At 68.6% G+C, this 21,482-nt stretch carries 21 protein-coding genes, 1 tRNA gene, 1 other RNA gene and 1 pseudogene; 15 read left to right on the top strand and 9 right to left on the bottom strand.

The annotated features are described in order from the left end of the window. Positions 1–97 precede the first annotated feature (97 nt). The 3 genes from ACQPY0_RS55685 to ACQPY0_RS55675 all read left to right on the top strand — a co-directional run bounded on the left by ACQPY0_RS55685 (position 98) and on the right by ACQPY0_RS55675 (position 3,834). Positions 98–598, top strand: coding sequence for a hypothetical protein (locus tag ACQPY0_RS55685; RefSeq protein ID WP_432980955.1), 501 nt, complete (start codon positions 98–100; stop codon positions 596–598). 452 nt (positions 599–1,050) lie between these two features. Further along, complete coding sequence (locus ACQPY0_RS55680) at positions 1,051–2,799, top strand: ATP-binding protein (RefSeq protein WP_432980952.1); 1,749 nt, start codon at positions 1,051–1,053, stop codon at positions 2,797–2,799. Positions 2,800–3,417: 618 nt separating this feature from the next. Beyond that, positions 3,418–3,834 carry a hypothetical protein gene (locus ACQPY0_RS55675; protein WP_432980949.1) on the top strand — a complete coding sequence of 139 codons (417 nt, stop codon included), beginning with the start codon at positions 3,418–3,420 and terminating at the stop codon, positions 3,832–3,834. Positions 3,835–3,990: 156 nt separating this feature from the next. Here the strand turns inward: ACQPY0_RS55675 and ACQPY0_RS55670 are convergent. The 3 genes and pseudogenes from ACQPY0_RS55670 to ffs form a co-directional block, all read right to left on the bottom strand. After that, a pseudogene (locus ACQPY0_RS55670) lies at positions 3,991–4,411 on the bottom strand (SigE family RNA polymerase sigma factor); the annotation flags it as partial. Between the two features lie 186 nt (positions 4,412–4,597). Then, the gene (locus ACQPY0_RS55665) at positions 4,598–7,507 is read right to left on the bottom strand and encodes a DNA polymerase III subunit gamma and tau (RefSeq protein WP_432980946.1); all 2,910 of its coding nucleotides are present in this window, start codon (positions 7,505–7,507) and stop codon (positions 4,598–4,600) included. A gap of 90 nt (positions 7,508–7,597) precedes the next feature. Continuing rightward, positions 7,598–7,691: signal recognition particle sRNA small type (ffs, locus tag ACQPY0_RS55660), an RNA gene on the bottom strand. Positions 7,692–7,746: 55 nt separating this feature from the next. Between ffs and ACQPY0_RS55655 the strand changes: the two genes are divergently transcribed. The 5 genes from ACQPY0_RS55655 (at position 7,747) to ACQPY0_RS55635 (ending at position 10,343) form a co-directional block, all read left to right on the top strand. Then, positions 7,747–7,834: transfer RNA gene (locus tag ACQPY0_RS55655), tRNA-Ser, on the top strand. Between the two features lie 274 nt (positions 7,835–8,108). Further along, positions 8,109–8,381 (top strand): hypothetical protein, encoded by a 273-nt coding sequence (locus tag ACQPY0_RS55650; RefSeq protein ID WP_432980943.1) that lies wholly within the window; start codon positions 8,109–8,111, stop codon positions 8,379–8,381. Between the two features lie 267 nt (positions 8,382–8,648). Beyond that, a complete protein-coding gene (locus ACQPY0_RS55645) occupies positions 8,649–8,918 on the top strand; it encodes a DUF6232 family protein (RefSeq protein ID WP_432980940.1) in 270 nt (89 codons plus the stop codon). Between the two features lie 257 nt (positions 8,919–9,175). After that, positions 9,176–10,072 carry a helix-turn-helix domain-containing protein gene (locus ACQPY0_RS55640; RefSeq protein ID WP_432980937.1) on the top strand — a complete coding sequence of 299 codons (897 nt, stop codon included), beginning with the start codon at positions 9,176–9,178 and terminating at the stop codon, positions 10,070–10,072. Between the two features lie 70 nt (positions 10,073–10,142). Continuing rightward, positions 10,143–10,343, top strand: a complete 201-nt coding sequence (locus ACQPY0_RS55635) for a DUF397 domain-containing protein (protein WP_432980934.1) — start codon at positions 10,143–10,145, stop codon at positions 10,341–10,343. A 3-nt stretch (positions 10,344–10,346) separates the two neighbouring features. Here ACQPY0_RS55635 and ACQPY0_RS55630 read toward each other — a convergent pair whose 3' ends face one another. Together ACQPY0_RS55630 and ACQPY0_RS55625 are read right to left on the bottom strand one after the other, a co-directional pair. Next, positions 10,347–10,550, bottom strand: a complete 204-nt coding sequence (locus ACQPY0_RS55630) for a DUF397 domain-containing protein (protein WP_432980931.1) — start codon at positions 10,548–10,550, stop codon at positions 10,347–10,349. 170 nt (positions 10,551–10,720) lie between these two features. After that, the gene (locus ACQPY0_RS55625) at positions 10,721–11,194 is read right to left on the bottom strand and encodes a DUF6232 family protein (RefSeq protein ID WP_432980928.1); all 474 of its coding nucleotides are present in this window, start codon (positions 11,192–11,194) and stop codon (positions 10,721–10,723) included. A 306-nt stretch (positions 11,195–11,500) separates the two neighbouring features. Between ACQPY0_RS55625 and ACQPY0_RS55620 the strand changes: the two genes are divergently transcribed. Both ACQPY0_RS55620 and recR read left to right on the top strand, forming a co-directional pair. Further along, positions 11,501–11,821 carry a YbaB/EbfC family nucleoid-associated protein gene (locus tag ACQPY0_RS55620; protein WP_432995833.1) on the top strand — a complete coding sequence of 107 codons (321 nt, stop codon included), beginning with the start codon at positions 11,501–11,503 and terminating at the stop codon, positions 11,819–11,821. A 12-nt stretch (positions 11,822–11,833) separates the two neighbouring features. Further along, entirely contained in the window at positions 11,834–12,427 is a 594-nt protein-coding gene (gene recR / locus ACQPY0_RS55615; protein WP_432980925.1) for a recombination mediator RecR, read from the top strand. Here recR and ACQPY0_RS55610 read toward each other — a convergent pair. The 4 genes from ACQPY0_RS55610 to ACQPY0_RS55595 form a co-directional block, all read right to left on the bottom strand. Further along, positions 12,424–12,651 carry a hypothetical protein gene (locus ACQPY0_RS55610; protein ID WP_432980922.1) on the bottom strand — a complete coding sequence of 76 codons (228 nt, stop codon included), beginning with the start codon at positions 12,649–12,651 and terminating at the stop codon, positions 12,424–12,426. The two genes, recR and ACQPY0_RS55610, sit on opposite strands and share 4 nt — an antisense overlap. A 118-nt stretch (positions 12,652–12,769) precedes the next feature. Next, the gene (locus tag ACQPY0_RS55605) at positions 12,770–13,441 is read right to left on the bottom strand and encodes an HNH endonuclease family protein (protein ID WP_432980919.1); all 672 of its coding nucleotides are present in this window, start codon (positions 13,439–13,441) and stop codon (positions 12,770–12,772) included. An 84-nt stretch (positions 13,442–13,525) separates the two neighbouring features. Beyond that, a complete protein-coding gene (gene leuA / locus ACQPY0_RS55600) occupies positions 13,526–15,232 on the bottom strand; it encodes a 2-isopropylmalate synthase (RefSeq protein ID WP_432980916.1) in 1,707 nt (568 codons plus the stop codon). 244 nt (positions 15,233–15,476) lie between these two features. Beyond that, on the bottom strand, positions 15,477–16,241 hold the full coding sequence (locus ACQPY0_RS55595) for a hypothetical protein (RefSeq protein WP_432980914.1): 765 nt from the start codon (positions 16,239–16,241) through the stop codon (positions 15,477–15,479). A 163-nt stretch (positions 16,242–16,404) separates the two neighbouring features. On the opposite strand from ACQPY0_RS55595, the gene ACQPY0_RS55590 reads away from it, so the two are divergent. The 5 genes from ACQPY0_RS55590 to ACQPY0_RS55570 all read left to right on the top strand — a co-directional run bounded on the left by ACQPY0_RS55590 (position 16,405) and on the right by ACQPY0_RS55570 (position 21,476). After that, on the top strand, positions 16,405–17,670 hold the full coding sequence (locus ACQPY0_RS55590) for an aspartate kinase (protein ID WP_432980911.1): 1,266 nt from the start codon (positions 16,405–16,407) through the stop codon (positions 17,668–17,670). Between the two features lie 11 nt (positions 17,671–17,681). After that, positions 17,682–18,740 (top strand): aspartate-semialdehyde dehydrogenase, encoded by a 1,059-nt coding sequence (locus ACQPY0_RS55585; RefSeq protein WP_432980908.1) that lies wholly within the window; start codon positions 17,682–17,684, stop codon positions 18,738–18,740. Between the two features lie 257 nt (positions 18,741–18,997). After that, on the top strand, positions 18,998–19,123 hold the full coding sequence (locus ACQPY0_RS55580; protein ID WP_432980905.1) for a hypothetical protein: 126 nt from the start codon (positions 18,998–19,000) through the stop codon (positions 19,121–19,123). A 276-nt stretch (positions 19,124–19,399) separates the two neighbouring features. Beyond that, entirely contained in the window at positions 19,400–20,914 is a 1,515-nt protein-coding gene (locus ACQPY0_RS55575) for an MFS transporter (protein WP_432980902.1), read from the top strand. Then, positions 20,892–21,476 (top strand): TetR family transcriptional regulator, encoded by a 585-nt coding sequence (locus ACQPY0_RS55570; RefSeq protein WP_432980899.1) that lies wholly within the window; start codon positions 20,892–20,894, stop codon positions 21,474–21,476. The genes ACQPY0_RS55575 and ACQPY0_RS55570 overlap by 23 nt, the downstream gene beginning before the upstream one ends. The last annotated feature ends 6 nt before the right edge of the window (positions 21,477–21,482 follow it).

The following is a 21,482-nucleotide window of genomic DNA, read 5'->3' as shown; positions in this document are numbered from 1 at the left end:
GAGGTCTAGTCTGGAAGAGGCTTATGAAGTCGCGCGATCTCTTGGTCTCTTAGGTTATCCCTGTTCCATAATTGCGGTATCCGTTGAGGTGATCCGAATGGATGCGCCACTCGCGCGGGCGGTGATTGATCTAGGCGACTATCGAGACGATGTCACGAATATTGATGCGCACGTGATTGTATATGCGGACAGCTTTGGCCGATTCGTCGACCCGGGTCTGTTTTTGCATAACGCGATGAATCGCATTGTTTTCGACCACCCCGAGCTGTCTTGGCCGCTGATATTCGGTGGCGTTGATGAGATCCCCAAGATTCCTTTTCAAGCGATCGGGACTCGACCGCCATACTATGTCAAGTACGAGATTGCAGCGAGCCGACGCGTGCGCATTGAATCCCTATCGTTTGATCTCGACGCTTGGACAAATATGGAGCGCAACGCCTTTTTCATAGCACACAACGCCGTGTCGAACCTTGTGGCTTATGAAGCGCTGCTGCCGGAAAGAATAACGGTGGAAAGCCCCATATTTCGTTCGATGTTTGGTCCTCCTCGATCTGATCTTCCAGCGAATTTTGAGGGATGGGACGTCGACGCACGCTAGGTCGTCTCAGTTGTCGTCTCATTCGTGCCCGTCCGCCGGCGTCCGTCGCGGTCCCGGCCGCTGCGGTGTGGCAGGTCACGGGCGTCGAAGGACTGCGGCGGACGCTGAGGGGCAGACCTCGAAAGCGTGTGAGGGTTTACGCCCTCCCGGGGTTCGAATCCCCGCGCCACCGCACCTTGGCCAGCGCGAATGCCCGGCGTATCTCCTTCGGAGGCGACCGGGCGTTCGGCATTCAGTCTCTCGTCTCAGTTGCCGTGCGGGTGGTTTGCGCATCGTTGGCAGCCATACTGAACGCCGGGACGGCCGGTTGGCGATCCTCTCCTACACCTCGATCGACACGCGCTGTACTACAAGTCGTGTGCTGTACTGCACGGATGCTGTCATGCTGTAGTACAGAACGCAGTCCTGTACTACAGCATGTCGCACAGGCCCGTGCGTGAGAGGGAGCATGCATGATCCCGGCGGATGTTCCTGCCCTGCTCGCCGAGTTGCAGCAGCTTGGCAACGATCACTTCCTCTGCGAGGTCAAGCGCTCGCAGGGAGGGCTACCGGCCACGCTCTGGGAGACGATCAGCGCGTTCGCCAATGCCCAGGGTGGCTGCATCCTGCTGGGTGTCGATGAACGATCCGGCTTCGCCGCCGTGGGTGTCACTGATGCCGGTGCGATGGAGAGCCAGATCGGCGCGGTATGCGCGGAGATGGAGCCGGCCGTCCGGGCGGAGATCTTCACGGTCGCCATCGACGGCAAGAACGTCGTCGCCTGCTCAGTGCCACCGACACCACGCGATCAGCGCCCGTGCCACAAGAGAAGCCTTGGGCCCTGGGCCGGGTCGCGGATTCGGGTCGGCGACGGAGACCGGCGGCTCACCGACTACGAGGTCGCCGTGCTGCTCGCGAACCGTACCGAGCAGAAGCACGATGTCCGAGCCATGCCCGATGCCAGCGTTGCGGACCTGGACCAGGAGGCACTCGGTCGATTCCTCCACCGGATTCGAGAGACCAGAGGCGAGATCTTTCGGAAGATCGACGACGAACACGCCCTGGCGATGCTCAACGTCCTGACCGTTCACGAGGGCAGGCTCGTGCCGACGCTGGCCGGCCTGCTGACGTTCGGCATCTATCCGCAGACCTTCGAGCCGCAGCTCAACCTCACCTTTGTCGCCTACCCCACCAGCGAACCCGGCGTGCTGGGCCCGGCCGGTGAACGGTTCACCGAGAACCGGTCCGTGGACGGTTCGATCCCGTTCATCGTGAATGAGTGCGTGCGCATCCTGAAGCGCAACATGAAGCGACGCAGCATCGTTTCAGGCATCTTCCGCATCGACGAGTGGGAGTACCCAGAAGAGGTTCTGCGCGAGGCATTGGTCAACGCGCTGGTCCACCGAGACTACTCGGACTTCGCACGCGGCATGCAGGTCCAGGTCGAGATGTTCCCGGATCGGCTGGTGATCCGTAACCCCGGCGGGCTCTACGGGCCGGTCGACGTCGGCGCGCTGGGCATTACCGGCGTCACGTCATCACGGAACAAGGCCCTACTCAAGATCCTGGAAGACACGCCGTACTTCGATGGTCATATGGTGTGTGAGAACCGCGGGAGCGGAATCACCCGGATCCGGATCGCGCTCACCGAGGCCGGCATGGAGCCGCCGCATTTCACCGACTCGGTCTCATCGTTCACCGCGGAGTTCCCGAATCACACACTGCTCGACCAGGAAGCGCTCGAATGGCTGCAGTCCCTCGACAACCGGCCGCTGTCGCGGTCGCAAATGAGCGCCTTAGTGATGATGCGCAACGGTGTCGTCATGACGAACAGCGCCTATCGAGCGTCCACTGGCGTACAGGACAGCCGGACGGTCACTCGCGAACTGCGAGACCTTGTCGAACGGGGCCTGATCGAACAGGAGGGAACGCGGGGAACGACAACGTATCGCCTCCCGCCGAACGATCCGCTTCAGCCGGACCAGCCTGACGAGCCAGCAAAGACGGACGACGACTTGACCCGGCACTCGGCTCGGGTGATTGGCGTGCTCTCCGCCGAGGGTTCATCTCGAAGCGAGATCGAGGAGCGCACCGGCTTGAAGCCGCACCAGGTCTTTCGTGCCTTGAAAGCGCTTCGGGACGGGGGTCTGGTGGAGATGACTGGCCAGCCACGATCGCGGACCGCTCGCTATCGGCCGGTACCGCAGAATCCGGAAGCCTGAGGTCGCACGCGGCGAGTGCCAACGTTCAACCAATCGGGATCGTCTCAGTTGTCGTCTCATTCGTCAGCGTCCGCCGACGGCTTCGGCGTCCACCGTGTCACCCGCGCCCAGCTTGTGAACCCTGCGGACCACCCACGGACGGAGGAGAGCAGACCTCGAAAGCGTGTGAGGGTTTACGCCCTCCCGGGGTTCGAATCCCCGCGCCGCCGCCCTCTGGCCGGCGAAACGCCCGGCTCGTCCCCCGCGAACGACGACCGGGCGTTCGTCGTTCAGTCTCAGTTCGGCGGACAGCACTGCCACTCTGTACGACAGATCTGTACCCCCGTGCGACATCTCTGTGAACACTGAGCTGCACGGGTGTCGCACAGAAGGAGGCTCCCTTGAATTCCTGCGGACATCCCGGCGCTCATCGCTGAACTCCGGTAGGTCGGCAATGATCATTTCCGCTGCGAGGTGAAGCGATCGCAAGGCGGGCTGCCCGTCACACTGTGGGAGTCGATCAGCGCGTTCGCGAACGCACAGAGCGGATGGCATCCTGCTCGGTATCGGCGAGTGATCCGGCCTAATGACGTACTCATGGGTGAGTCGCACATAGGACGGAGAACGGTTGGAGGGTGCATGTCCATTGCCGCGCATTTTGACAGCTACACGGCTGCTCGGGCGCACTTCAAGGATCTCCTCGACGCTGCTCGCCGCGGTCGGGTGGCGACCGTGCAGCGGGAGGTGGGCCGAGCGGCGGTTGTGGACGCTGATCGTCTGCGGGTGAGTCTCGTCGGTGTTTTGCCATCGCCGCAGGTGGTGGCCGAGGACGGCGGGTGGTCCGTGTTTCTTCCAGGCGTGCCGGTGGCCGCGGACGCCTCGACGTTCGACGACGCGATCGACGAGATGGTCCTCACCCTTCGTGAGTACGCCGGCGATTGGCAGGAGCGGCTGCTGGACGCACCGAACCACCAGAACAACTGGGCGCTGGTCCAAGTGGTCGAGCTCAGCGATGATGCGCAACTGCGCGAGTGGCTGGTGGGTTCGGCGCGATGAGCCGGCCGACGCCGACCCGCCAAGATCACCAGAAGTTCTGCGAGATCGAGGGGCCCGTCCGGACCGAGACCCAACACCTGACCGACGAGCTGGCATTGCCGGACGGACCCTGCGAACCCGAATCTCCCATCCACCGGCCCGAAGCACCTACGGTCCTCCGACACTGACGCCGAGCAGCTCGGCGGCCTCGGCCTCGGTGCAGTCCTCGACGCAGGACCAGCACGGCCCGCTGCTTGACCGACAGCTTCAGCAGGGCCGCCCGCAGCGTCATCCGCATGGTTGTCCGGTCGGCGTGATCCCCCGCGCCGCGCCGCGGCTCCGGCAGGTCGCCCGGCATCGACTCCGGCACGCGCCGCCGCCACCAGGAGACCTGCAGGTGATACATGACTTTTCGGGTGTACGCCTCGGCGTTCCCGCGGTCGTGCAGCTGCCCCCACGCGCGGTGGGTGCGGGCCAGCGCCGACTGCACGAGATCCTCGGCCAGGTGCTGGTCGCCGGTCAGCAGATACGCCGAGCGCAGCAGCGCCACGCTACGAGATCGCACAAACGAGTCGAACTCACTCACGTTGGGGTTCACACGAGCCGGTCCTTGGGGTCGGGCGGTGCATCTCGACAAGACGCACACCAAGACGCCACCCCGGCGCCGGACGGTTGCCGTTCGGCCAGAACAAGTTTCCGACCGCCGATGATCAGGCGTATTCCCAGCTCAGGGCCTATGTCGTGGCGATGACACGGGCGATCCCCGGCGGATGCGGGCCCGCCGTCAGCCGGAGATCTCGCCGATCTTCTCGGCGCCCAGGGCCTCCATCAGCAGGCGCAGGGCCGCCTCCTCGCTGGTCTCGCGCACCTCGGAGGCGTCGTCGAGCAACTCGTCGCCTGGGTCGAGTCCGGGGAAGCGAGGATCGGGGACCGGCGAGTCGTATTCGGGATCGAACGGCGGCTCATCCCCGGTCGTGCCATCCCACGCCGAGTCGCCGCCGCCCCGGGCGCCGCTCGCCCCCGGCCGTCCCGCTGCCGCGGCCGCGTTGACCGGGCCGTTGTTCGATCCGCCGGAGCCCGGTCCGGCGTTCGTCCGTCGCCCACCGTTCGCGGCCGTGGCGGCGGCGCGGCTGGCCGCCTCGCGGGCCTTCTCCAGGGCGCTGGACCCTCCGCTGCGAGGGCGGGCCGGCGCGGCCGACGCCGTCGGGGCGGCCGGCGCGGTGGCCGCTGGGCCGGTTGTGGCGGCCGCGGATGCGGCCGTGCGGGCCGCTGCAAGCCCGGGGCCGGCCGGCAAGCCGCCGGGGCCGCCCGAGGCGGTCGCCGTCACCGAGTCGCTTACGCCTGCGAAATTACCGCCATATGTGGACGAACCGGACACGGGCTGCGCGGAGCTGCTGCCCGCCGTGGGAGCCGGCGTCACGGTGGCGATCCCGCTCCCAGACGCTGTGGCCACGGCGTCAGGCGTCACCGGACCGGCCCCGGGCGTTGCCGGTGCGGGCCAGGATCCGCCGGGCGCCGCGGGAGTCGGCCAGTCCTCGTCGCCTCCGCCGGCTGGCTTGGCGGCTGCGGAACTCCTGGCGTCGGGAACGGACCCGCCCGGCACAGCGGGCGCGGGCCAATCCTCGTCCGCGACCGCAGCGGTCGCCAGACCTCCGCCAGCAGCACCGGAAACCCCCGGAGCTGCCCCGCCGCGAGCCCCGCTCGAGATCGGACCGGGCTGGGCGCCGGCCGGTGCGAATGCGGCGTGCTGGGGGCTGACCTGCTGCGGAGTCCCCTGCGGCGGCTGGGCCTGCTGCGGCGCGCCGTGCGACCCTCCGGGCGCCCCGTAGGACCCCCCGGCCGGCGACGGCGGCGCCCCGGCCCCTCCGGGCGGCCCGGACGACGGTGCCGGCGGGCCGGACGGCTGCGGCGTCGGCTTCGGCGGCGCGGGTCGGTTGCCGCCCCCGCCGCCGCCCGGCTGCCCGCCGACCTCGCACCGCACCTGCCAGCGCCCGCCCAGCAGCTCCTGGAGGGCCTTGAGCAGCACGTCCGGCGACGCGTTGAGCATGTCGGCATGGGTGGAGTATTTGAACCCGAGGACCAACGTGGTCCCGTCCACGTCCTGCACCGTCGCCTCGCGCACGATCGCGCCGGCCTTCTTGCTCTTGTCGTTGACCAGCGCCAGGAGGTCCGGCCAGATCCGCCGGATGCCCTCGGCATCCGGCGAGCCCCCACCCCCGGCCGGCGCCGCGGGCTGGGCGGGTGGCGCGGGGGGCTGGGGAGCCGAGGCCGGCGCGGCGCTCGCCTCGGACCAGGTGTTCGGCGGCGGCGCGGCGGCCGGCGTGGACGCGGCAGTCCCCGAACGCGAGTCGCGGATGTAGTCCAGCCCCCGGTTGCCGCCGTCGTTGGCCCCTCGCGCCGGAGGCTCGTCCACGACAGGCGCCGCCGGGGCGGCCGGCGGGACATTCGGCGGGGTCGCGGCGGCCGGGGCGGAGACCGGGGCCGCGGAGACGACCGGTGCGGCCGCGGCGACCGGGGCCGCGGGCACGCCGCCGGCCTGGAGGCGGCGCTCCATGCGCTCCAGGCGCTGCAGCAGGGCCGCGCTCGAGTCGTCGGCGCCGGGCAGGAGCATGCGAGCCGTGATCAGCTCCAGCAGCAGCCGCGGGGCCGTCGTGCCGCGCATTTCGGTCAGGCCGTTGTGCACGATGTCGGCGTAACGGGACAGCGTCGCCTGCCCAAGCTGCGACGCCTGGGCGCCCATGCGGTCGAGCTGGTCGTGCGGGGCGTCGAGCAGGCCCTTGGTGACGGCGTCGGGGACCTGCTGCAGGACGATCAGGTCGCGGAGGCGCTCGAGCAGGTCGGAGGCGAAGCGGCGCGGGTCGTGGCCGGCCTCGACGACGCGGTCGATGACGCCGTAGGCCCCGCGGCCGTCCTCGGCGGCCAGGGCCTCGCACATCTCGTCGATGAGGGCGACGTCGGTGACGCCGAGCAGGGCAACCGCCCGGTTGTAGGTGACGCCGTCCGCGCCCGCGCCCGCGATCAGCTGGTCGAGCACCGAGAGCGTGTCGCGGGCGGAACCCGCTCCCGCCCGGACGACCAGAGGGAAGACGGCGGGCTCGACCTTCACGCCCTCCGCGGCGGTGAGCTGCTCGAGATAGGGCCGCAGCACGCCCGGGGGAATCAGCCGGAAGGGGTAATGGTGCGTCCGGGACTTGATCGTCCCGAGGACCTTCTCGGGCTCGGTCGTGGCGAAGACGAACTTGACGTATTCCGGTGGCTCCTCCACGAGCTTGAGCAGTGCGTTGAAGCCCGCCGAGGACACCATGTGGGCCTCGTCGATGACATACACCTTGAAGCGGCTCGACACCGGCGCGAAGAACGCCCGCTCGCGCAGGTCCCGGGCGTCGTCGACGCCACCGTGGCTGGCCGCGTCGATCTCGATGACGTCGATGGAGCCGGAGCCGTCGGGCGCCAGGTCGCGGCAGGACTGACACTCGCCGCAGGGCTCGGGGGTCGGGCCGCGCTCGCAGTTGAGGGACCGGGCCAGGATCCGGGCGCTACTGGTCTTGCCGCAGCCGCGGGGGCCGGAGAACAGATAGGCGTGGTTGAGCCGCCCGGAGCGCAGTGCCTGCGACAGCGGCTCGGTGACGTGCTCCTGGCCGATGACCTCGGCGAACGTCCGAGGACGATATTTGCGGTACAGCGCGAGCGCCACCAGCGGTCCTCCGATCGACTAGAGCCGGGACCACCGTACTCCCGACCACCGACACTTTTCGGCGGGCGTCACGCGGGCGGGCACGGATGCACGAAGGCCACTCGTGCACCCGACAGAGCTCACTTATCCTTGCTGCCTTCCGGCCCTGGGGAGGTTCATGAGGTGCCGCCGCACGAGTGGCTTGCGGACCACAATACCCGGTGGCGCGAACCTGGCGAGCGATGGGTATCCTGGCGCACGGAGGATTCGCCTAGAGGCCTAGGGCGCACGCTTGGAAAGCGTGTTGGGATAAAACCCTCACGAGTTCGAATCTCGTATCCTCCGCCAGCTCCACCAGGCGAAACGCCGGGCGACCCCGACACCGGGGAGTCCGGCGTCGGTCTCTGGGGGGACGCGTTGAAGGCCGCAGATGGCGCACAGCCGAGTGTGGCGAGCGTCTCACGCCCGCAGACGGGCGATGTCGTACAGCCGCACCCGGAATGCCATCCACCGGCCAGCCAATCGTCATGTCGCCATCTGCGATATGGCAGATTGAGCGCTGTTGCCGGATGACGCCGCATGGGACCATCGTGGTATCAGCACGCTGTCGGAGGGGGCGGCGATGTTCTACCAGAGCCCGGACATCCTGATCACCAACACGCACGTGGTAGTCCTGTATCCCGATCCCGCCCGGTTCGATCTGGCCGGAATCCAGGCGCCGTACATCGTCCGGCACGGTCGGGGGGCCGGCTTCCGGGCGGGGTACGAGATCCGGGCGCGCTACGGCGCGGCCGACGTCCGGCTCTTCCACACCACCGACCGCGCCGCGTTCGGCGCCGTGCGCCGGGCCCTGATCCGGGCCCTGGAGTACTGCGGGGACCCACTCCCGATCTGATCAGCTACCAGCGTTGAGGCAATCTGCGATATCGCAGGTTGTCGTCTAGCGCATCGGCGTGCGGCCATGCAACCATCGAGAGAGAGCCACGAGGGGGCGAGTGGCGCAAGCGCAACGGCGCCCGGCGGCCATCTCCTGGCCACGCACGGGCGCTGTTCTGTTCGCGGCCACCGCTGCGGATACGGGCAGAGACGGCATCGATACCTGAAGTTATGCCTACCGCATTGTCGACCCCTCTCGCAAGCCCGAGGGGAAAGGGAGATGCGAATGTTTTACCGAAGTCCCGACCTGGTCGTGACCAGCGATCACTTCGTGATCCTCCGGCCCGTCCAGATGCAGTACCGAATCGACTTCCTGGAGGGCGTGTACGTCCTGGAGCACCCTCGCGCCGGCCGCACCCCGGCCGCGCAGGAGATCCGGGCGCAGTATGGCCGGCATGACGTGAGCCTGTTCCGGAGCACCGACCGCCGCGTCTTCGGCCAGGTCCGCCGGGCCCTGATTCGCGCCTTGGAGCGGCGCCACGCGGCTTCCCGCTGATAATGGGCCGTTCACCTACTGTCCAGTAGGTAACGATCTGACGAATGTGCTATATATCAGTCGGCCATACGGCGGCTGGACCCTACAATGACTCGGGCTCATTTGGACCACCCGTACGGACGACATATTCCGCGACAAGTGGGGCATGTCCGTCGTGCGTCTTTTCCGCGTCTGCACCCATGTGCGTCTACCCGCGAGTAGGGTTGGGCCACAGCCAGCGATATGGCAAGTAGACATACGTCCAACGAGGGACAACGATGAGTTCCGGGGACACGCCCGCCGTCGCGCGCCGGAAGGTCCGGCTGGCGATCAAGGACGCCCGCAACGCCAAGGGTGACACGCAGACCCAGGTGGCCGAGGCCATGGAGTGGTCGCTCTCCAAGGTGATGCGGATCGAGTCCGGCGAGGTCACCATCTCCCAGAACGATCTGCGTCCACTGCTCAGCTATCTCGGCGTGAAGGATCGTAAGGTCGTCGAGGAACTCGTCCAGGCCGCGAAGGCCTCCAAGCAGCGCCGCCAGTGGTGGGACGACAAGCGTTATCAGGGGATGCTGACGGCGGCGATGCGGCAGCTGATCAGCTTCGAGGCCGAGGCATCGAGAGTCCTGAGCTTCGCACCGGCCGCGATTCCCGGCTGGTTGCAGACCGAGGCTTATGCCCTGGCGATCACCCAGCAATACGTCGGCGAACTGACGGCGCAGGAAATAGATGCGCGAGTTGCCATCCGGGCCGAGCGGCGAAAGATGATTCGCCGGCGCAGCCCGTGGCCGAAATTGTTCGCGCTGCTCGACGAGTCCGTGTTGCTGCGGCAGGTCGGCGGGCCCGACGTGCTGCGCGAGCAGCTCGCGGCGATCAGCGCGGCGATCGACGAGGGCTGGGTGTCGGTGCGCTTGCACCCGCTGGCAAGTCCGTATCCCGCGTTCGGCCTTTTCGATCTGCTGTATCTGTCGGACGCGGAGAACGGCCATGCCGTGCTGTATCGAGAGAGTGGTCCGGTCGACGAGATCGTCGACGACGCGGTCCGAATCACGCGCCACCGCGAAGGTTGGGATCGCATGTGGGCCGGCTCGATCAATGAGGAGGATTCGGCAAGGATGATCGCCGCGGCCGCCGGCGCGGCGAGTCCCTCTGCCGACGAAGGATCTTCGGACTGAATAGGCTTCCGAAGACCGTTCGGAGGCCGACCGGACCCGGCCTGCCTCCCGGAATGAGAAAAGGTGAGAAATGCACGAAACGGTCACGCCGGGTTGGCGCAAGAGCAGCTACTGCGGGACGACCAGCTGCGTTGAGGTCGCCAACCTCGCGTCTGACAGCATTCTCGTTCGCGACGCCAAGAACCCCGGCGGTTCGGTCCTGTCGTTCGAGCGGGAGAGCTGGAGTGCGTTCGTGGCCGGCATGAAGGGCGGCGAGTTCGACCTCCAGTAGTTGTCAGTGCGGCGGCGTGAGGGTTTCGATGCGCAACCCCGCTATGAACGCTTCCCAGTCCGCCCGAGTGAACGTCAACTGCGCACCGCTGGGGTTGTCCGCGTCACGAACCAGGATGACGTCGGCGGTGCTGGCTACCTCGACACACGCGTCGCTACCGCAGAAACTGGACCTGCGCCACGCGAGGGTCTCGCCGTGCTCGGCCATCGGGTCGTCCTCCCCATAGCTCTAAGGACGTGAGCCTTCAGCATTGCGTAGCGGGTGCCTGCCCGCCACGTTTATATGCGAAGTTGGCCTATGAATGCACATAACCGGCAAACCGGGCAACGGGCGTTGCCCGCGGGACCTCCTGTCCCGCGGGCAACGTTGTGGGGCGGTCAGAGCAGGGTGTTCAGCCTCTGGTAGTCCTCGGCGTAGCCGGATCGATCCAGGCGCTCGACGCTCGCCGCGTTCGCGGCGAAGGCGCGCATCAGGCTGCGGCGCACCCGCAGCAGGGTTATCGCGTTGCTCGTGGTGAACAGGGTGACGCCCGCGCCGGCGTAGCGGGCTCGCAGCAGCCATACCACCGGAGTGAAGATTCGGATGGCCTGATTCGTCAGCGGTGGGAAGGACAGGACGGCCGCGGCGACCACGAATCGCCCGGCGCCATCGGTGAACGTGAACGCGGCCGCCGCCCCCGCGGTGGCCAGGGCGCCCGCGACGAGCAGGGCGAGCCGGGCGGGGCGGCCGTCGTGCTCGACGTGCATGTCCTCCAGGGCCTCCAGGTCATACACCTGGGGCTCCGGTTTCCAGATCGCGTAGACGTCGTCGGTGATGACGACGTCGTGGGCCCGATAGAAGACGGTCGGCATAAGTTCCCCCCTTAGCCTCGTCAAACAGTATGAGTCGGCTGCGTCACAGATCGCCAGGCCACAAGGTGCCATATCGCAACCTGCGAAATACCCACCGGCTGTAGTGCCGGTGCTACGGGAAGTGTTCTTGCTGGTGAGCGCCCACCCTAGCGTGGTCGGGGCCAGCGAAGGGGGCAAATGGAATTTTCGGTGGGCACGGAGAGGGCGCGGCGGAGGTCGCGGTCAGGCAGGCCCTAAGCTGGATCGAAGGTCCCGTTGCCGAAAAAGTTGAAGGAGCGCCCTGTGCGGCCCGGTGGACAGCCCAACCTGCAGCAGATGATGAAGCAGGCGCAGAAGATGCAGCAGCAGATGGTCGCCGCGCAGGCGGAGCTGGCCGAGGCCGAGCTCACCGGGACGGCCGGAGGCGGGCTCGTCACGGCGACGGTCAAGGGGACCGGCGAGGTCGTGTCGGTGAAGATCGACCCCAAGGCGATCGACCCCGACGACGTGGAGACGCTCGAGGACCTCATCGTCGCGGCCGTGCACAACGCGGCGCAGGCGGCGCGGGACCTGACCGAGCAGAAGATGGGTCCGCTGACCGCCGGGCTCGGGGGCCTGGGCGGCGGGCTCGGGCTGCCCGGCTTCTAACGGGCGTCCGGCGTGTACGAAGGCGCCATCCAAGATCTTATCGACGAGCTCGGGCGGCTGCCCGGGGTCGGGCCGAAGAGTGCGCAGCGCATCGCGTTTCACGTGCTCTCGGCCGACCCCGTCGATGTCAAGCGGCTCGCGCAGGCGCTGCAGCGGGTCAAGGAGCTCGTGCGGTTCTGCACGCGCTGCTTCAACGTGGCCGAGTCCGAGCTGTGCCGCATCTGCCGCGACCCGCGCCGCAGCGACGAGGTGTTCTGCGTGGTCGAGGAGCCCAAGGACGTCGTGGCGATCGAGCGCACGGGGGAGTTCCGCGGGCGATACCACGTGCTCGGCGGGGCGATCAATCCGCTGGAGGGCATCGGGCCGGACAACCTGCGCATCCGCGAGCTCATGACGCGCCTGGCCGACGGGGCCTGCAAGGAGCTGATCCTGGCGACCGACCCCAACACGGAGGGTGAGGCGACGGCGACGTACCTCGCCCTGCTGGTCAAGCCGATGGGCCTCAACGTCACGCGGCTGGCCAGCGGGCTCCCGGTCGGCGGCGACCTGGAGTACGCCGACGAGATCACGCTCGGGCGCGCCTTCGAAGGCAGGCGAGCCGTTTAACCCTCGGGCCGATTGAGGATTCCGGCGACGACGGCGTGCACGGCGGCCAGGTCGGCCGGGTCCTTCAGGGTGCCTTTCGCACCGCTCACGACGTACCACTCCTCGGCGTCCTTGTATTGGACCTTGACGACGAAGGAGTTGTCGGTGCCGAGCTCGGACTGCAGCGTGAGCTCGCCGGTGACCACGCCGACCTCGTCGGTCATGACGCCGCCCGGGCCGGCCATGATGTCGGTCCTCGGCGGGGGAGCCGGAACAGCAGGAGTCTGCGCAGCAGGTGTGGGCGTCTCCGCCATTCCGGTTCCTCCCAAAAAAACACAAGCCCTACCAAGAAAAAACGAGGGCCTACTTGCAGGTCGCGAGCATGTCGGCGAGCGCTGTCTTCTCGGCCTGCGTCACGGACAACTTGTAGTACGTCTTCACTGTGACCCAGTCCTGCGCGTACGTGCACCAGAACGCGTGGCTCGGCGGCTTCCACGTCGACGGGTCCTGGTCGCCCTTTGCCCGATTGGACTGCAGGCTAACCGCGAAAAGTTGCGGCCGTGTCAGGTCGTTGGCGAACTCTTTGCGCTGATCGTCGGTCCACTTCGCCGCGCCCGAGCGCCAGGCGGCCGCGAGCGGGACCATGTGGTCGATGTCGAGATCCTGCGGGTTGGTCGTGTCCTTGTCGTCGTACGGGCTGTGCCACGTGCCCGCGGTGATCTTGCATTCGGCAGTGGCCTTGACGTTCTTGCCGTCGCGCTTGAGCACGACGTCGCGCGTGTCGCAGCCGCTGCCCTGGCCGATCCAGTGCGTGAACTTCTCGCGGCTGTAGCCGGACATCGATCCGGCCGCGGCCACGGTCAACGCGTCCAGCGACGTGGTCCCGCCGCCACCGCTGCCGGTGCCGGCGGTCGGGCCCGACGTCGGCTCGGCCGCGCCGGGGGTGGAGGAGACGTCGCAGCTGCCGGCGCCGGTGAGCACCGTGGCGAGCACGAGGGCGATAAGAACGGCTTTGCCGTTGGGGGAGGGGCGCACGCCTTTACTGTGCGGCATCGACGCTCGCGGGGCCCGCAGGACCCGCCCGTGAGGATCGACACGGGCGGGTCCGATAGGCGACTTTCAGACGCGGTTGGCCGCGCTGAGCACGGCACGCAGGGAAGCGGTGACAATGTTGGCGTCGATGCCGACGCCCCAGTAGGTTCGGCCGTCGACGGAGCATTCGACGTACGCCGCGGCCTGCGCACCCTCGCCGGAGGTCAGCGCGTGCTCGGCGTAGTCCAGCACCCGCACGTCGACGCCGACGTCGCCGAGCGCGTGGACGAACGCGTCGATCGGGCCGTTGCCGTTGGCGGTCACGTGGCGCGTCTCACCGTCGACGGTGATGTCCGCGTTCAGCGCGACCTTGCCGTCGGCGGTCGTGGCCTCGTACTCGACCAGCGTGAACCGCCTGTCGGAGAAGTACTCGCTGGAGAAGAACTCCCACATCTGCTGCGGGCTGACCTCGCCGCCCTCGTCGTCGGTGTGCCGCTGCACGACGCCGGAGAACTCGATCTGCAGCCGGCGCGGCAGCTCGAGGTGGTGCTCGCTCTTCATGACGTACGCCACGCCGCCCTTGCCGGACTGCGAGTTGACCCGGATGACGGCCTCGTAGGAGCGGCCCAGGTCCTTCGGGTCGACCGGCAGGTAGGGCACGCCCCAGGTGAACTGGTCGACCTCGACCCCGGCGGCCGCCGCGTCGCGGTTCAGGGCCTCGAAGCCCTTCTTGATCGCGTCCTGGTGGGAGCCGGAGAAGGCGGTGTAGACCAGGTCGCCCGCGTACGGGTGGCGCTCGTGGACCGGCAGCTGGTTGCAGTACTCGACCGTGCGCTTGATCTCGTCGATGTCGGAGAAGTCGACCTGCGGGTCGATGCCCTGCGAGAACAGATTCAGCCCCAGGGTCACCAGGTCGACGTTGCCGGTGCGCTCGCCGTTGCCGAACAGGCACCCCTCGATCCGGTCGGCTCCGGCCAGCAGGCCCAGCTCGGCGGCGGCGACGGCCGTCCCGCGGTCGTTGTGGGGGTGCAGCGACAGTACGACGGACTCCCGCCGCGGCAGGCTGCGCGACATCCACTCGATGGAGTCGGCGTAGACGTTGGGCGTGGCCATCTCCACCGTCGCCGGCAGGTTGACGATGAGCGGGCGGTCCGGGGTCGGCTGCAGCACCTCGATGACGGCGGTGCAGACCTCCAGCGCGTAGTCCAGCTCGGTGCCGGTGTAGGACTCGGGGGAGTACTCGTAGTAGATCTCGGTATCCGGGGTGATCGCCTCGGCGTACTTCTGGCACAGCCGTGCCCCGGTCGTGGCAATGTCGGTGATCCCGGCCCTGTCCAGGCCGAACACCACGCGGCGCTGCAGCGTCGAGGTCGAGTTGTAGAAGTGCACGATGGCCCGGCGGGCGCCGACGAGCGACTGGAAGGTGCGCTCGATCAGGTTGTCCCGGCACTGGGTCAGGACCTGGATCGTGACGTCCTCGGGGATCAGGTCCTGCTCGATCAGCGTGCGTACGAAGTCGAAGTCGGTCTGCGAGGCAGCGGGGAAGCCGACCTCGATCTCCTTGTAACCCATCCGGACCAGCAGATTGAACATCCGCCGCTTGCGCTCGACCGACATCGGGTCGATCAGCGCCTGGTTGCCGTCGCGCAGGTCCACCGCGCACCAGCGCGGCGCGACCTTGACCTCCTTGCCCGGCCACTGCCGGTCGGTCAGCGGGATCGGGAACTGTTCAGAGAAGGGCCGGTAACGGTGAATGGGCATGCGGCTGGCGGTCTGGCGGGCGATTTCGGACATGCTTTCTCTGCTCCTGGGTTGTCGCGCTCGAAGCGCGGGAAGGGTCTGGGCTTTCAGACCGGCAGGAGCGCAGACGCGCGCATCATCCCCGCGACGAGGTGCCGGCCTGAAGGGCCTCGTCGCGGCGACGAAGAAGAAGCGTCTGCCACATGTCAAGCGCCACAGTACGCCTCCGCTACTGAGCCTGGAAACCGGTCCCGGTCATTTGAGAGCTGACCGACAGTTCCAGTGATTCCGGCAGATCTCAGCGAGACGGCTTGACCGACGGTGGGGCGCTGCTCGCCGGCGGCGGAGGAGGCGGCGGGGCCGACGTGCCCAGCGGTGCGCTGTTGGCGACCGGGCCGGGCAGCGAGATCGTAGGAGGCGGGGCGACCACCTCGCCGGTGAGCATCAGCTGGCCGAACGGGAGCTTGGCCGCCGTGAGGATCCCGTCGTCGCTGTAGCAGAAGGTGCCCGGGTCCATGGCCGGGGCGATCGCGGTCACGCCCGGCTCGACCGCGAAGCACGGGGCGGACGTGCCGGCCAGCGGCTCGGCGGGCGCCACCGACAGGGGGGTCTGCCGGTCCAGCAGAACGTCGAGCCAGGTCACGAAGACGTACTGCACCCGCGGGTCGATCGCCGCCGGCAGCCGTTTACCGCCGGCCGCCACCTTGACACAGCTGCTGGAAGGGTTGATCGGGCACTGGTACACCCCCTCCGGGCGGCTCGCGATCGCCACGTCCGCGGTGCCGCCCAGCGCGCCGCCCTGGATGTCGACGCGCCACGTCCGGTCGGTGGCGACCGAGACCAGGATCGAGCGGGGCGCCTTGCCCGGCTCCGTGAGCGTGTATGCGGCGACGTAGCGCCGGTCCTTGGCCACCGCCACCCGCGCCGCGAGCTGCCCGCGCGGGTCGGGCTGGGCCGGCACCGGGGTCGCCGAGGGGCTGACCTGCGGATCCGGGGCGCTCGACGAGCTGCAGGCGGACAGCAGCAGCCCGGTGAGCACGGCCAATGCCGTGCCGGTGGTCACAGTGATCGCATGATGGCCGACCCGAGGCTCCCGCACCCGCGTATTCTCGCCCGGCCAGGCGGCCGGATCGTGGAACGCCACTCCCGAGGGGCATCGCACCCCGGTACGCTCGGCTGCGATAACTCCCGGTCGGTCCGGGTCAGGCGGGAAGGAGCTCGACGGCGTGGCGCTGATCGTGCAGAAGTATGGCGGTTCCTCCGTCGCCAACGCCGAGCGCATCAAGCGCGTCGCCGAGCGCATCGTCGACACGCGAAAGGCCGGCAACGAGGTCGTGGTGGTGGTCTCCGCCATGGGCGACACGACCGACGAGCTGCTCGACCTCGCCTCGCAGGTGAGCCCGGTCCCGGCCGGCCGCGAGCTGGACATGCTGCTGACCGCCGGCGAGCGCATCTCCATGGCGTTGCTCGCGATGGCGATCAACAATCTGGGATACGAGGCCCGCTCCTACACCGGTAGCCAGGCCGGCGTGATCACGACCTCGACCCACGGGCGTGCCCGGATCATCGACGTGACCCCCGGCCGGCTGCGCAGCGCGCTCGACGAGGGCGCGATCGCGATCGTCGCCGGCTTCCAGGGCGTCTCCCAGGACACCAAGGACATCACGACCCTCGGCCGCGGCGGCTCCGACACCACCGCGGTCGCGCTGGCCGCGGCGCTGCAGTCCGACGTCTGCGAGATCTACACCGACGTCGACGGCATCTTCACGGCCGACCCGCGCGTGGCCAAGAACGCCCGGCACATCAAGCAGATCACGTACGAGGAGATGCTGGAGCTGGCCGCGTGCGGCGCCAAGGTGCTGCACCTGCGCAGCGTGGAGTACGCGCGGCGGTTCTCGCTGCCGATCCATGTGCGCTCCTCGTACTCAACCGCCAACGGCACCATGGTCACCGGATCGATGGAGGACCTTTCCGTGGAGCAAGCGCTCATCACCGGCGTCGCGCACGACCGCAGCGAGGCGAAGATCACCATCGTCGGCGTGCCCGACCAGCCCGGTGTCGCCGCGCGGATCTTCCAGACGGTCGCGGCCGCGGAGACCAACATCGACATGATCGTGCAGAACGTCTCCACCGAGAGCACCGGCCGCACGGACATCTCCTTCACCCTGCCCAAGACCGACGGCGCCACCGCCAAGGCGGCCCTGGAGCGGATCAAGGCGACGATCGACTTCAAGGCGATCCTGTTCGACGACCACATCGGCAAGGTCTCGCTCATCGGCGCCGGCATGCGCTCCAACCCGGGCGTGGCGGCCAAGCTCTTCGCCGCCCTGGCCGAGGCCGGCGTCAACATCGAGATGATCTCCACCTCGGAGATCCGGGTGTCGGTCGTCTGCCGCGACACCGACCTCGATGTCGCCGTCCGGGCGATCCACGACGCGTTCGAGCTCGGCGGCACCGAGGAAGCCGTGGTCTACGCGGGGACCGGAAGGTAGGTTCGTCCTCCATGGGCGATCTGCCGAGCCTGGCCGTTGTCGGTGCCACCGGGGCCGTCGGCTCCGTGATGTGTGAGCTGCTCTCCTCCCGCAAGAACGTGTGGGGCGAGATTCGGCTCGTGGCCTCCAAGCGCTCGGCGGGCCGCCGGCTCACCGTGCGCGGCGAGGAGTTGCTGGTCCACGAGCTCGCGCCCGAGGTCTTCGACGGCGTCGACGTGGCGATGTTCGACGTCCCCGACGACGTCTCCGCGGAGTGGGCGCCGGTCGCCGTCTCGCACGGCACCATCGCCGTGGACAACTCCGGCGCCTTCCGCATGGACCCCGACGTGCCCCTCGTCGTCCCCGAGATCAACCCGGAGCAGGTCCGCAACCGCCCCAAGGGCATCATCGCCAACGCCAACTGCACCACGCTGACGATGATCGTGGCGCTCGCCCCGCTGCACCGGGAGTACGGCCTCAAGGAACTCGTCCTGGCCTCCTACCAGGCCGTCTCCGGCGCCGGCAAGGACGGCGTCGACACGCTGCTCGACCAGCTTGAGCGCGTCGTCGGCGACCGCACCCTGGGCTCGCGCTCCGGCAACGTCCGCCGCGCCGTGGGCGACGACCTCGGGCCGTTCCCGGCGCCGCTGGCCCTCAATGTCGTACCGTGGGCAGGCTCCCTCCGCGAGGCCGGCTGGTCCTCCGAGGAGCTCAAGCTGCGCAACGAGTCCCGCAAGATTCTGGGCCTGCCCGACCTCAAGGTCTCGGCCACCTGCGTCCGCGTCCCCGTCGTGACCGGCCACTCCGTCGCCGTCCACGCGGTCTTCGGCACCGAGGTCGACGCCGAGGGAGCCCGCGAGGTCCTGCGTCACGCCCCCGGCGTGATCCTGGTCGACGACCCGGCCGCGGGCGAGTTCCCGATGCCGATCGACGCCGTCGGCACCGATCCGTCGTGGGTCGGCCGGATTCGGCGCTCGGTCGACGACCCGCGGGCCCTCGACTTCTTCGTCACGGGCGACAATCTGCGCAAGGGTGCGGCCCTGAACACGGCCCAGATCGCCGAGCTGCTCAGCGCCGAGCTGACCGCCTGATTCCGGGCGGGTTATCACGATAAGTCGGGCGCTCCGCGCCGCGACTTATCGGACATATCACGATTTTGCGTGTTTTACGGCCGCCGGATCGCGCGGGACGGCCGCAGGCGAGGAACTCGGCACTTGATCGACGTATCGGAAATTTCGGATATGTCGGATTCTGCCGCATCGCCTGAGGGGCGTCAGGTCGCCGTTATCGCGCTATTCAGGCATATCGCCTGACGGGGTTTAAATCCGATAAGTTCGCCGGTCACCAGTTGCACGAACTGCTCCTCGCCGCGTTGCGGGGCGCGAACTGGTCGAGCGGCATCCGGGCCCGTTCGGCGTGGTGGGCGTCGAACCGGCCGGTCGGCGCCTCGACCACCAGGGCACAGGGCGCCTGACCTATCCCGAGCAGGGGCCCGTGGCGGGTCAAGACCGTGCTTCGGTTGCCATCCTGGCGAGCCGGTGCAGGTCGGGCGCCTACGTTCGGGGGCTTCGGGTCGCGGCGCCGAGCTAGGCAAAGATCGCGCCCCGGTGCTCGGACGGGCGGGCGCTCTGGTCGGCCGACCGGGCCGTGCGAAGGGGAGCGGCGCCGACCGAGTCCGAAATGTCCGGACCGGCGACGTGAAGTCCATCGCGATTGACATAGACACGCAAGTGAGAGTTACTGTCAACATATGGATGCTGTCACTTCCAGCCCGCGCCGGTGGTGGGCGCTCATCGCGATCGTCCTCAGCGTGCTCACGGTCGGCTTCGACACCACGATCCTCAACGTCGCGCTGCCCACGCTCGCGACCGCGATCGACGCCGGCAGCGACGACCTGCAGTGGATCGTCAACGCGTACGTGCTGGTCTTCGCCGGTCTGCTGCTGCCCATGGGCGCGCTCGGCGACCGGTACGGCCGCAAACGCCTGCTCATGACCGGCCTGCTCCTCTTCGCCGGCTCGTCGCTCGTCGCGGTCTTCGCCACCGACGCGGCGCAGGTCATCGCGGCGCGGGCGCTGATGGGCATCGGCGGCGCGATCCTCACCCCGCTGACCATGGCCGTGCTCCCGGTGCTGTTCGAGCCGCACGAGCGCGGCAAGGCGATCTCGCTGCTGACGATGGGCATGGGCGTCGGGCTTCCGCTCGGGCCGATCATCGGCGGCTACCTGCTGGAGCACTTCTGGTGGGGGTCGATCTTCGTGATCAACATTCCGGTCGCGCTCGTGGCGCTGGCGGCGGTCGCGATCCTGGTGCCGGAGTCGCGCTCGGCCACGCCCAGGCGGGTCGACCTGCTCGGGGCCGGGCTGTCCACGCTCGGGCTGGTTTCCGTCGTGTACGGCGTGATCGAGGCGCCCACCCGGGGCTGGACGGACGCGCGAGTGCTCGCCGGCCTGGCCCTCGGCGCGGCGCTCCTGGTCGTGTTCGTGCTGGTGGAGCGGCGCAGCGGCAGCCCGATGATCGATCTGCGGCTGTTCGGCAAGGCTCGCTTCGCGTGGGGTACGGCGGCGGGAACCCTGGCGTCGTTCGCGCTCTTCGGCCTGCTGTTCATCCTGCCGCAGTACCTCCAAGCCGTCCGCGGCGACGATGCCCTCGGCGTCGGCCTGCGCCTGCTGCCACTGATCGGCGGCATGTTCGTCGGCGCCCCGCTGGGTGAGCGCATCGCGCGCCTGACGAGGACGAGGCTCCCGGTGGCCGTGGGGCTCCTGCTCGGCGCGGCCGGCCTGGCGCTCGGCGCGCGGACGGGCGTCGGCTCCGGGTACGGCTTCGTCGCCACCTGGCTTGCCATCGCCGGGGCCGGCATCGGCCTGGCGATCACCCCGGCCATGGACGCGGTGATGGGCGCCCTGCCCCGCGACGAGGCCGGCTCCGGCACCGCGATCACGATGACCCTGCGCCAGATCGCCGGCGCCCTGGGCGTAGCGCTGCTGGGCAGCCTTACCGCGGCCGTGTACCGCGCCCGGCTCGACGGGGCTCCCGAGGCCGCCGAGCACTCGGTCGCGGCCGCCGTGGCCATCGCGGCGCGCGGCGGTGACGCCGCCCTGGCGCTGGCCGCGCGAACGGCGTTCGTGGACGCGATGGGTGCCGTGCTGCTGGTGTGCGCGGCGGTCGCGGTCGCGGGCGCGGTGCTGGTGGCGCTGCTGCTGCCCGATGCCGAACCGGTCGCCGGTGGGGAAGAATCGGTGGATGAGCTCACCCGGGTTGCGTGAACGCAAGAAGCAGAAGACCCGCTGGGCGATTCAGGAGCACGCCGTGCGCCTGTTCGTCGAGCAGGGCTACGACGCGACCACCGTCGAGCAGATCGCGGAGGCGGCGGAGATCTCGCCGAGCACGTTCTTCCGATACTTCAAGACCAAGGAGGACGTGGTCATCCAGGACCGCTACGACGAGCTCATGGCGGAGAGGATCCGCGCCGCCCCGCCGGAGCTGACGCCGCTGGAGGTCGTCCGCCACGCGTTCGTCGAGTCGTTCATCGCGATCGGCCCGGACGAGGTCGACCAGGCGCTGCAGCGGGCCCGGCTGCAGCTGGGCGTGCCGGCCCTTCGGATGCGCGCCCTGGACAGCCTGCAGGACTCGATCCGCTATCTGGCCGTTCCGCTGGCCGAGCGCCTGGGCCGCCCCGGCGACGACTTCCGCTGCCAGGCCTTCGTCGGTGCCTGCGTCGGCGCGATGATCAACGCGATGATGGCCTGGGTCCGCGACGGCGGCGAGGTCCAGCAGGTGCTGGCCCTGATCGACGATGCCCTCTCGGTGATCGAGCGCGGCCCGTAGGACGGC

Origin of the sequence: Dactylosporangium sp. CA-233914, assembly GCF_050942935.1 — a bacterium.
Lineage (GTDB): Bacteria > Actinomycetota > Actinomycetes > Mycobacteriales > Micromonosporaceae > Dactylosporangium.
This window is presented reverse-complemented; position numbering and strand designations above follow the sequence as displayed.

What these genes read in the sequence shown, in the direction of transcription:
- ACQPY0_RS55685 (WP_432980955.1), top strand. Translation starts at nt 98, where the DNA reads ATGGATGCGCCACTCGCGCGGGCGGTGATTGATCTAGGCGACTATCGA.
- ACQPY0_RS55680 (WP_432980952.1), top strand. Translation starts at nt 1,051, where the DNA reads ATGATCCCGGCGGATGTTCCTGCCCTGCTCGCCGAGTTGCAGCAGCTT.
- ACQPY0_RS55675 (WP_432980949.1), top strand. Translation starts at nt 3,418, where the DNA reads ATGTCCATTGCCGCGCATTTTGACAGCTACACGGCTGCTCGGGCGCAC.
- ACQPY0_RS55650 (WP_432980943.1), top strand. Translation starts at nt 8,109, where the DNA reads ATGTTCTACCAGAGCCCGGACATCCTGATCACCAACACGCACGTGGTA.
- ACQPY0_RS55645 (WP_432980940.1), top strand. Translation starts at nt 8,649, where the DNA reads ATGTTTTACCGAAGTCCCGACCTGGTCGTGACCAGCGATCACTTCGTG.
- ACQPY0_RS55640 (WP_432980937.1), top strand. Translation starts at nt 9,176, where the DNA reads ATGAGTTCCGGGGACACGCCCGCCGTCGCGCGCCGGAAGGTCCGGCTG.
- ACQPY0_RS55635 (WP_432980934.1), top strand. Translation starts at nt 10,143, where the DNA reads ATGCACGAAACGGTCACGCCGGGTTGGCGCAAGAGCAGCTACTGCGGG.
- ACQPY0_RS55630 (WP_432980931.1), bottom strand. Translation starts at nt 10,550, where the DNA reads ATGGCCGAGCACGGCGAGACCCTCGCGTGGCGCAGGTCCAGTTTCTGC.
- ACQPY0_RS55625 (WP_432980928.1), bottom strand. Translation starts at nt 11,194, where the DNA reads ATGCCGACCGTCTTCTATCGGGCCCACGACGTCGTCATCACCGACGAC.
- ACQPY0_RS55610 (WP_432980922.1), bottom strand. Translation starts at nt 12,651, where the DNA reads ATGGCCGGCCCGGGCGGCGTCATGACCGACGAGGTCGGCGTGGTCACC.
- leuA (WP_432980916.1), bottom strand. Translation starts at nt 15,232, where the DNA reads ATGTCCGAAATCGCCCGCCAGACCGCCAGCCGCATGCCCATTCACCGT.
- ACQPY0_RS55585 (WP_432980908.1), top strand. Translation starts at nt 17,682, where the DNA reads ATGGGCGATCTGCCGAGCCTGGCCGTTGTCGGTGCCACCGGGGCCGTC.
- ACQPY0_RS55575 (WP_432980902.1), top strand. Translation starts at nt 19,400, where the DNA reads ATGGATGCTGTCACTTCCAGCCCGCGCCGGTGGTGGGCGCTCATCGCG.
- ACQPY0_RS55570 (WP_432980899.1), top strand. Translation starts at nt 20,892, where the DNA reads ATGAGCTCACCCGGGTTGCGTGAACGCAAGAAGCAGAAGACCCGCTGG.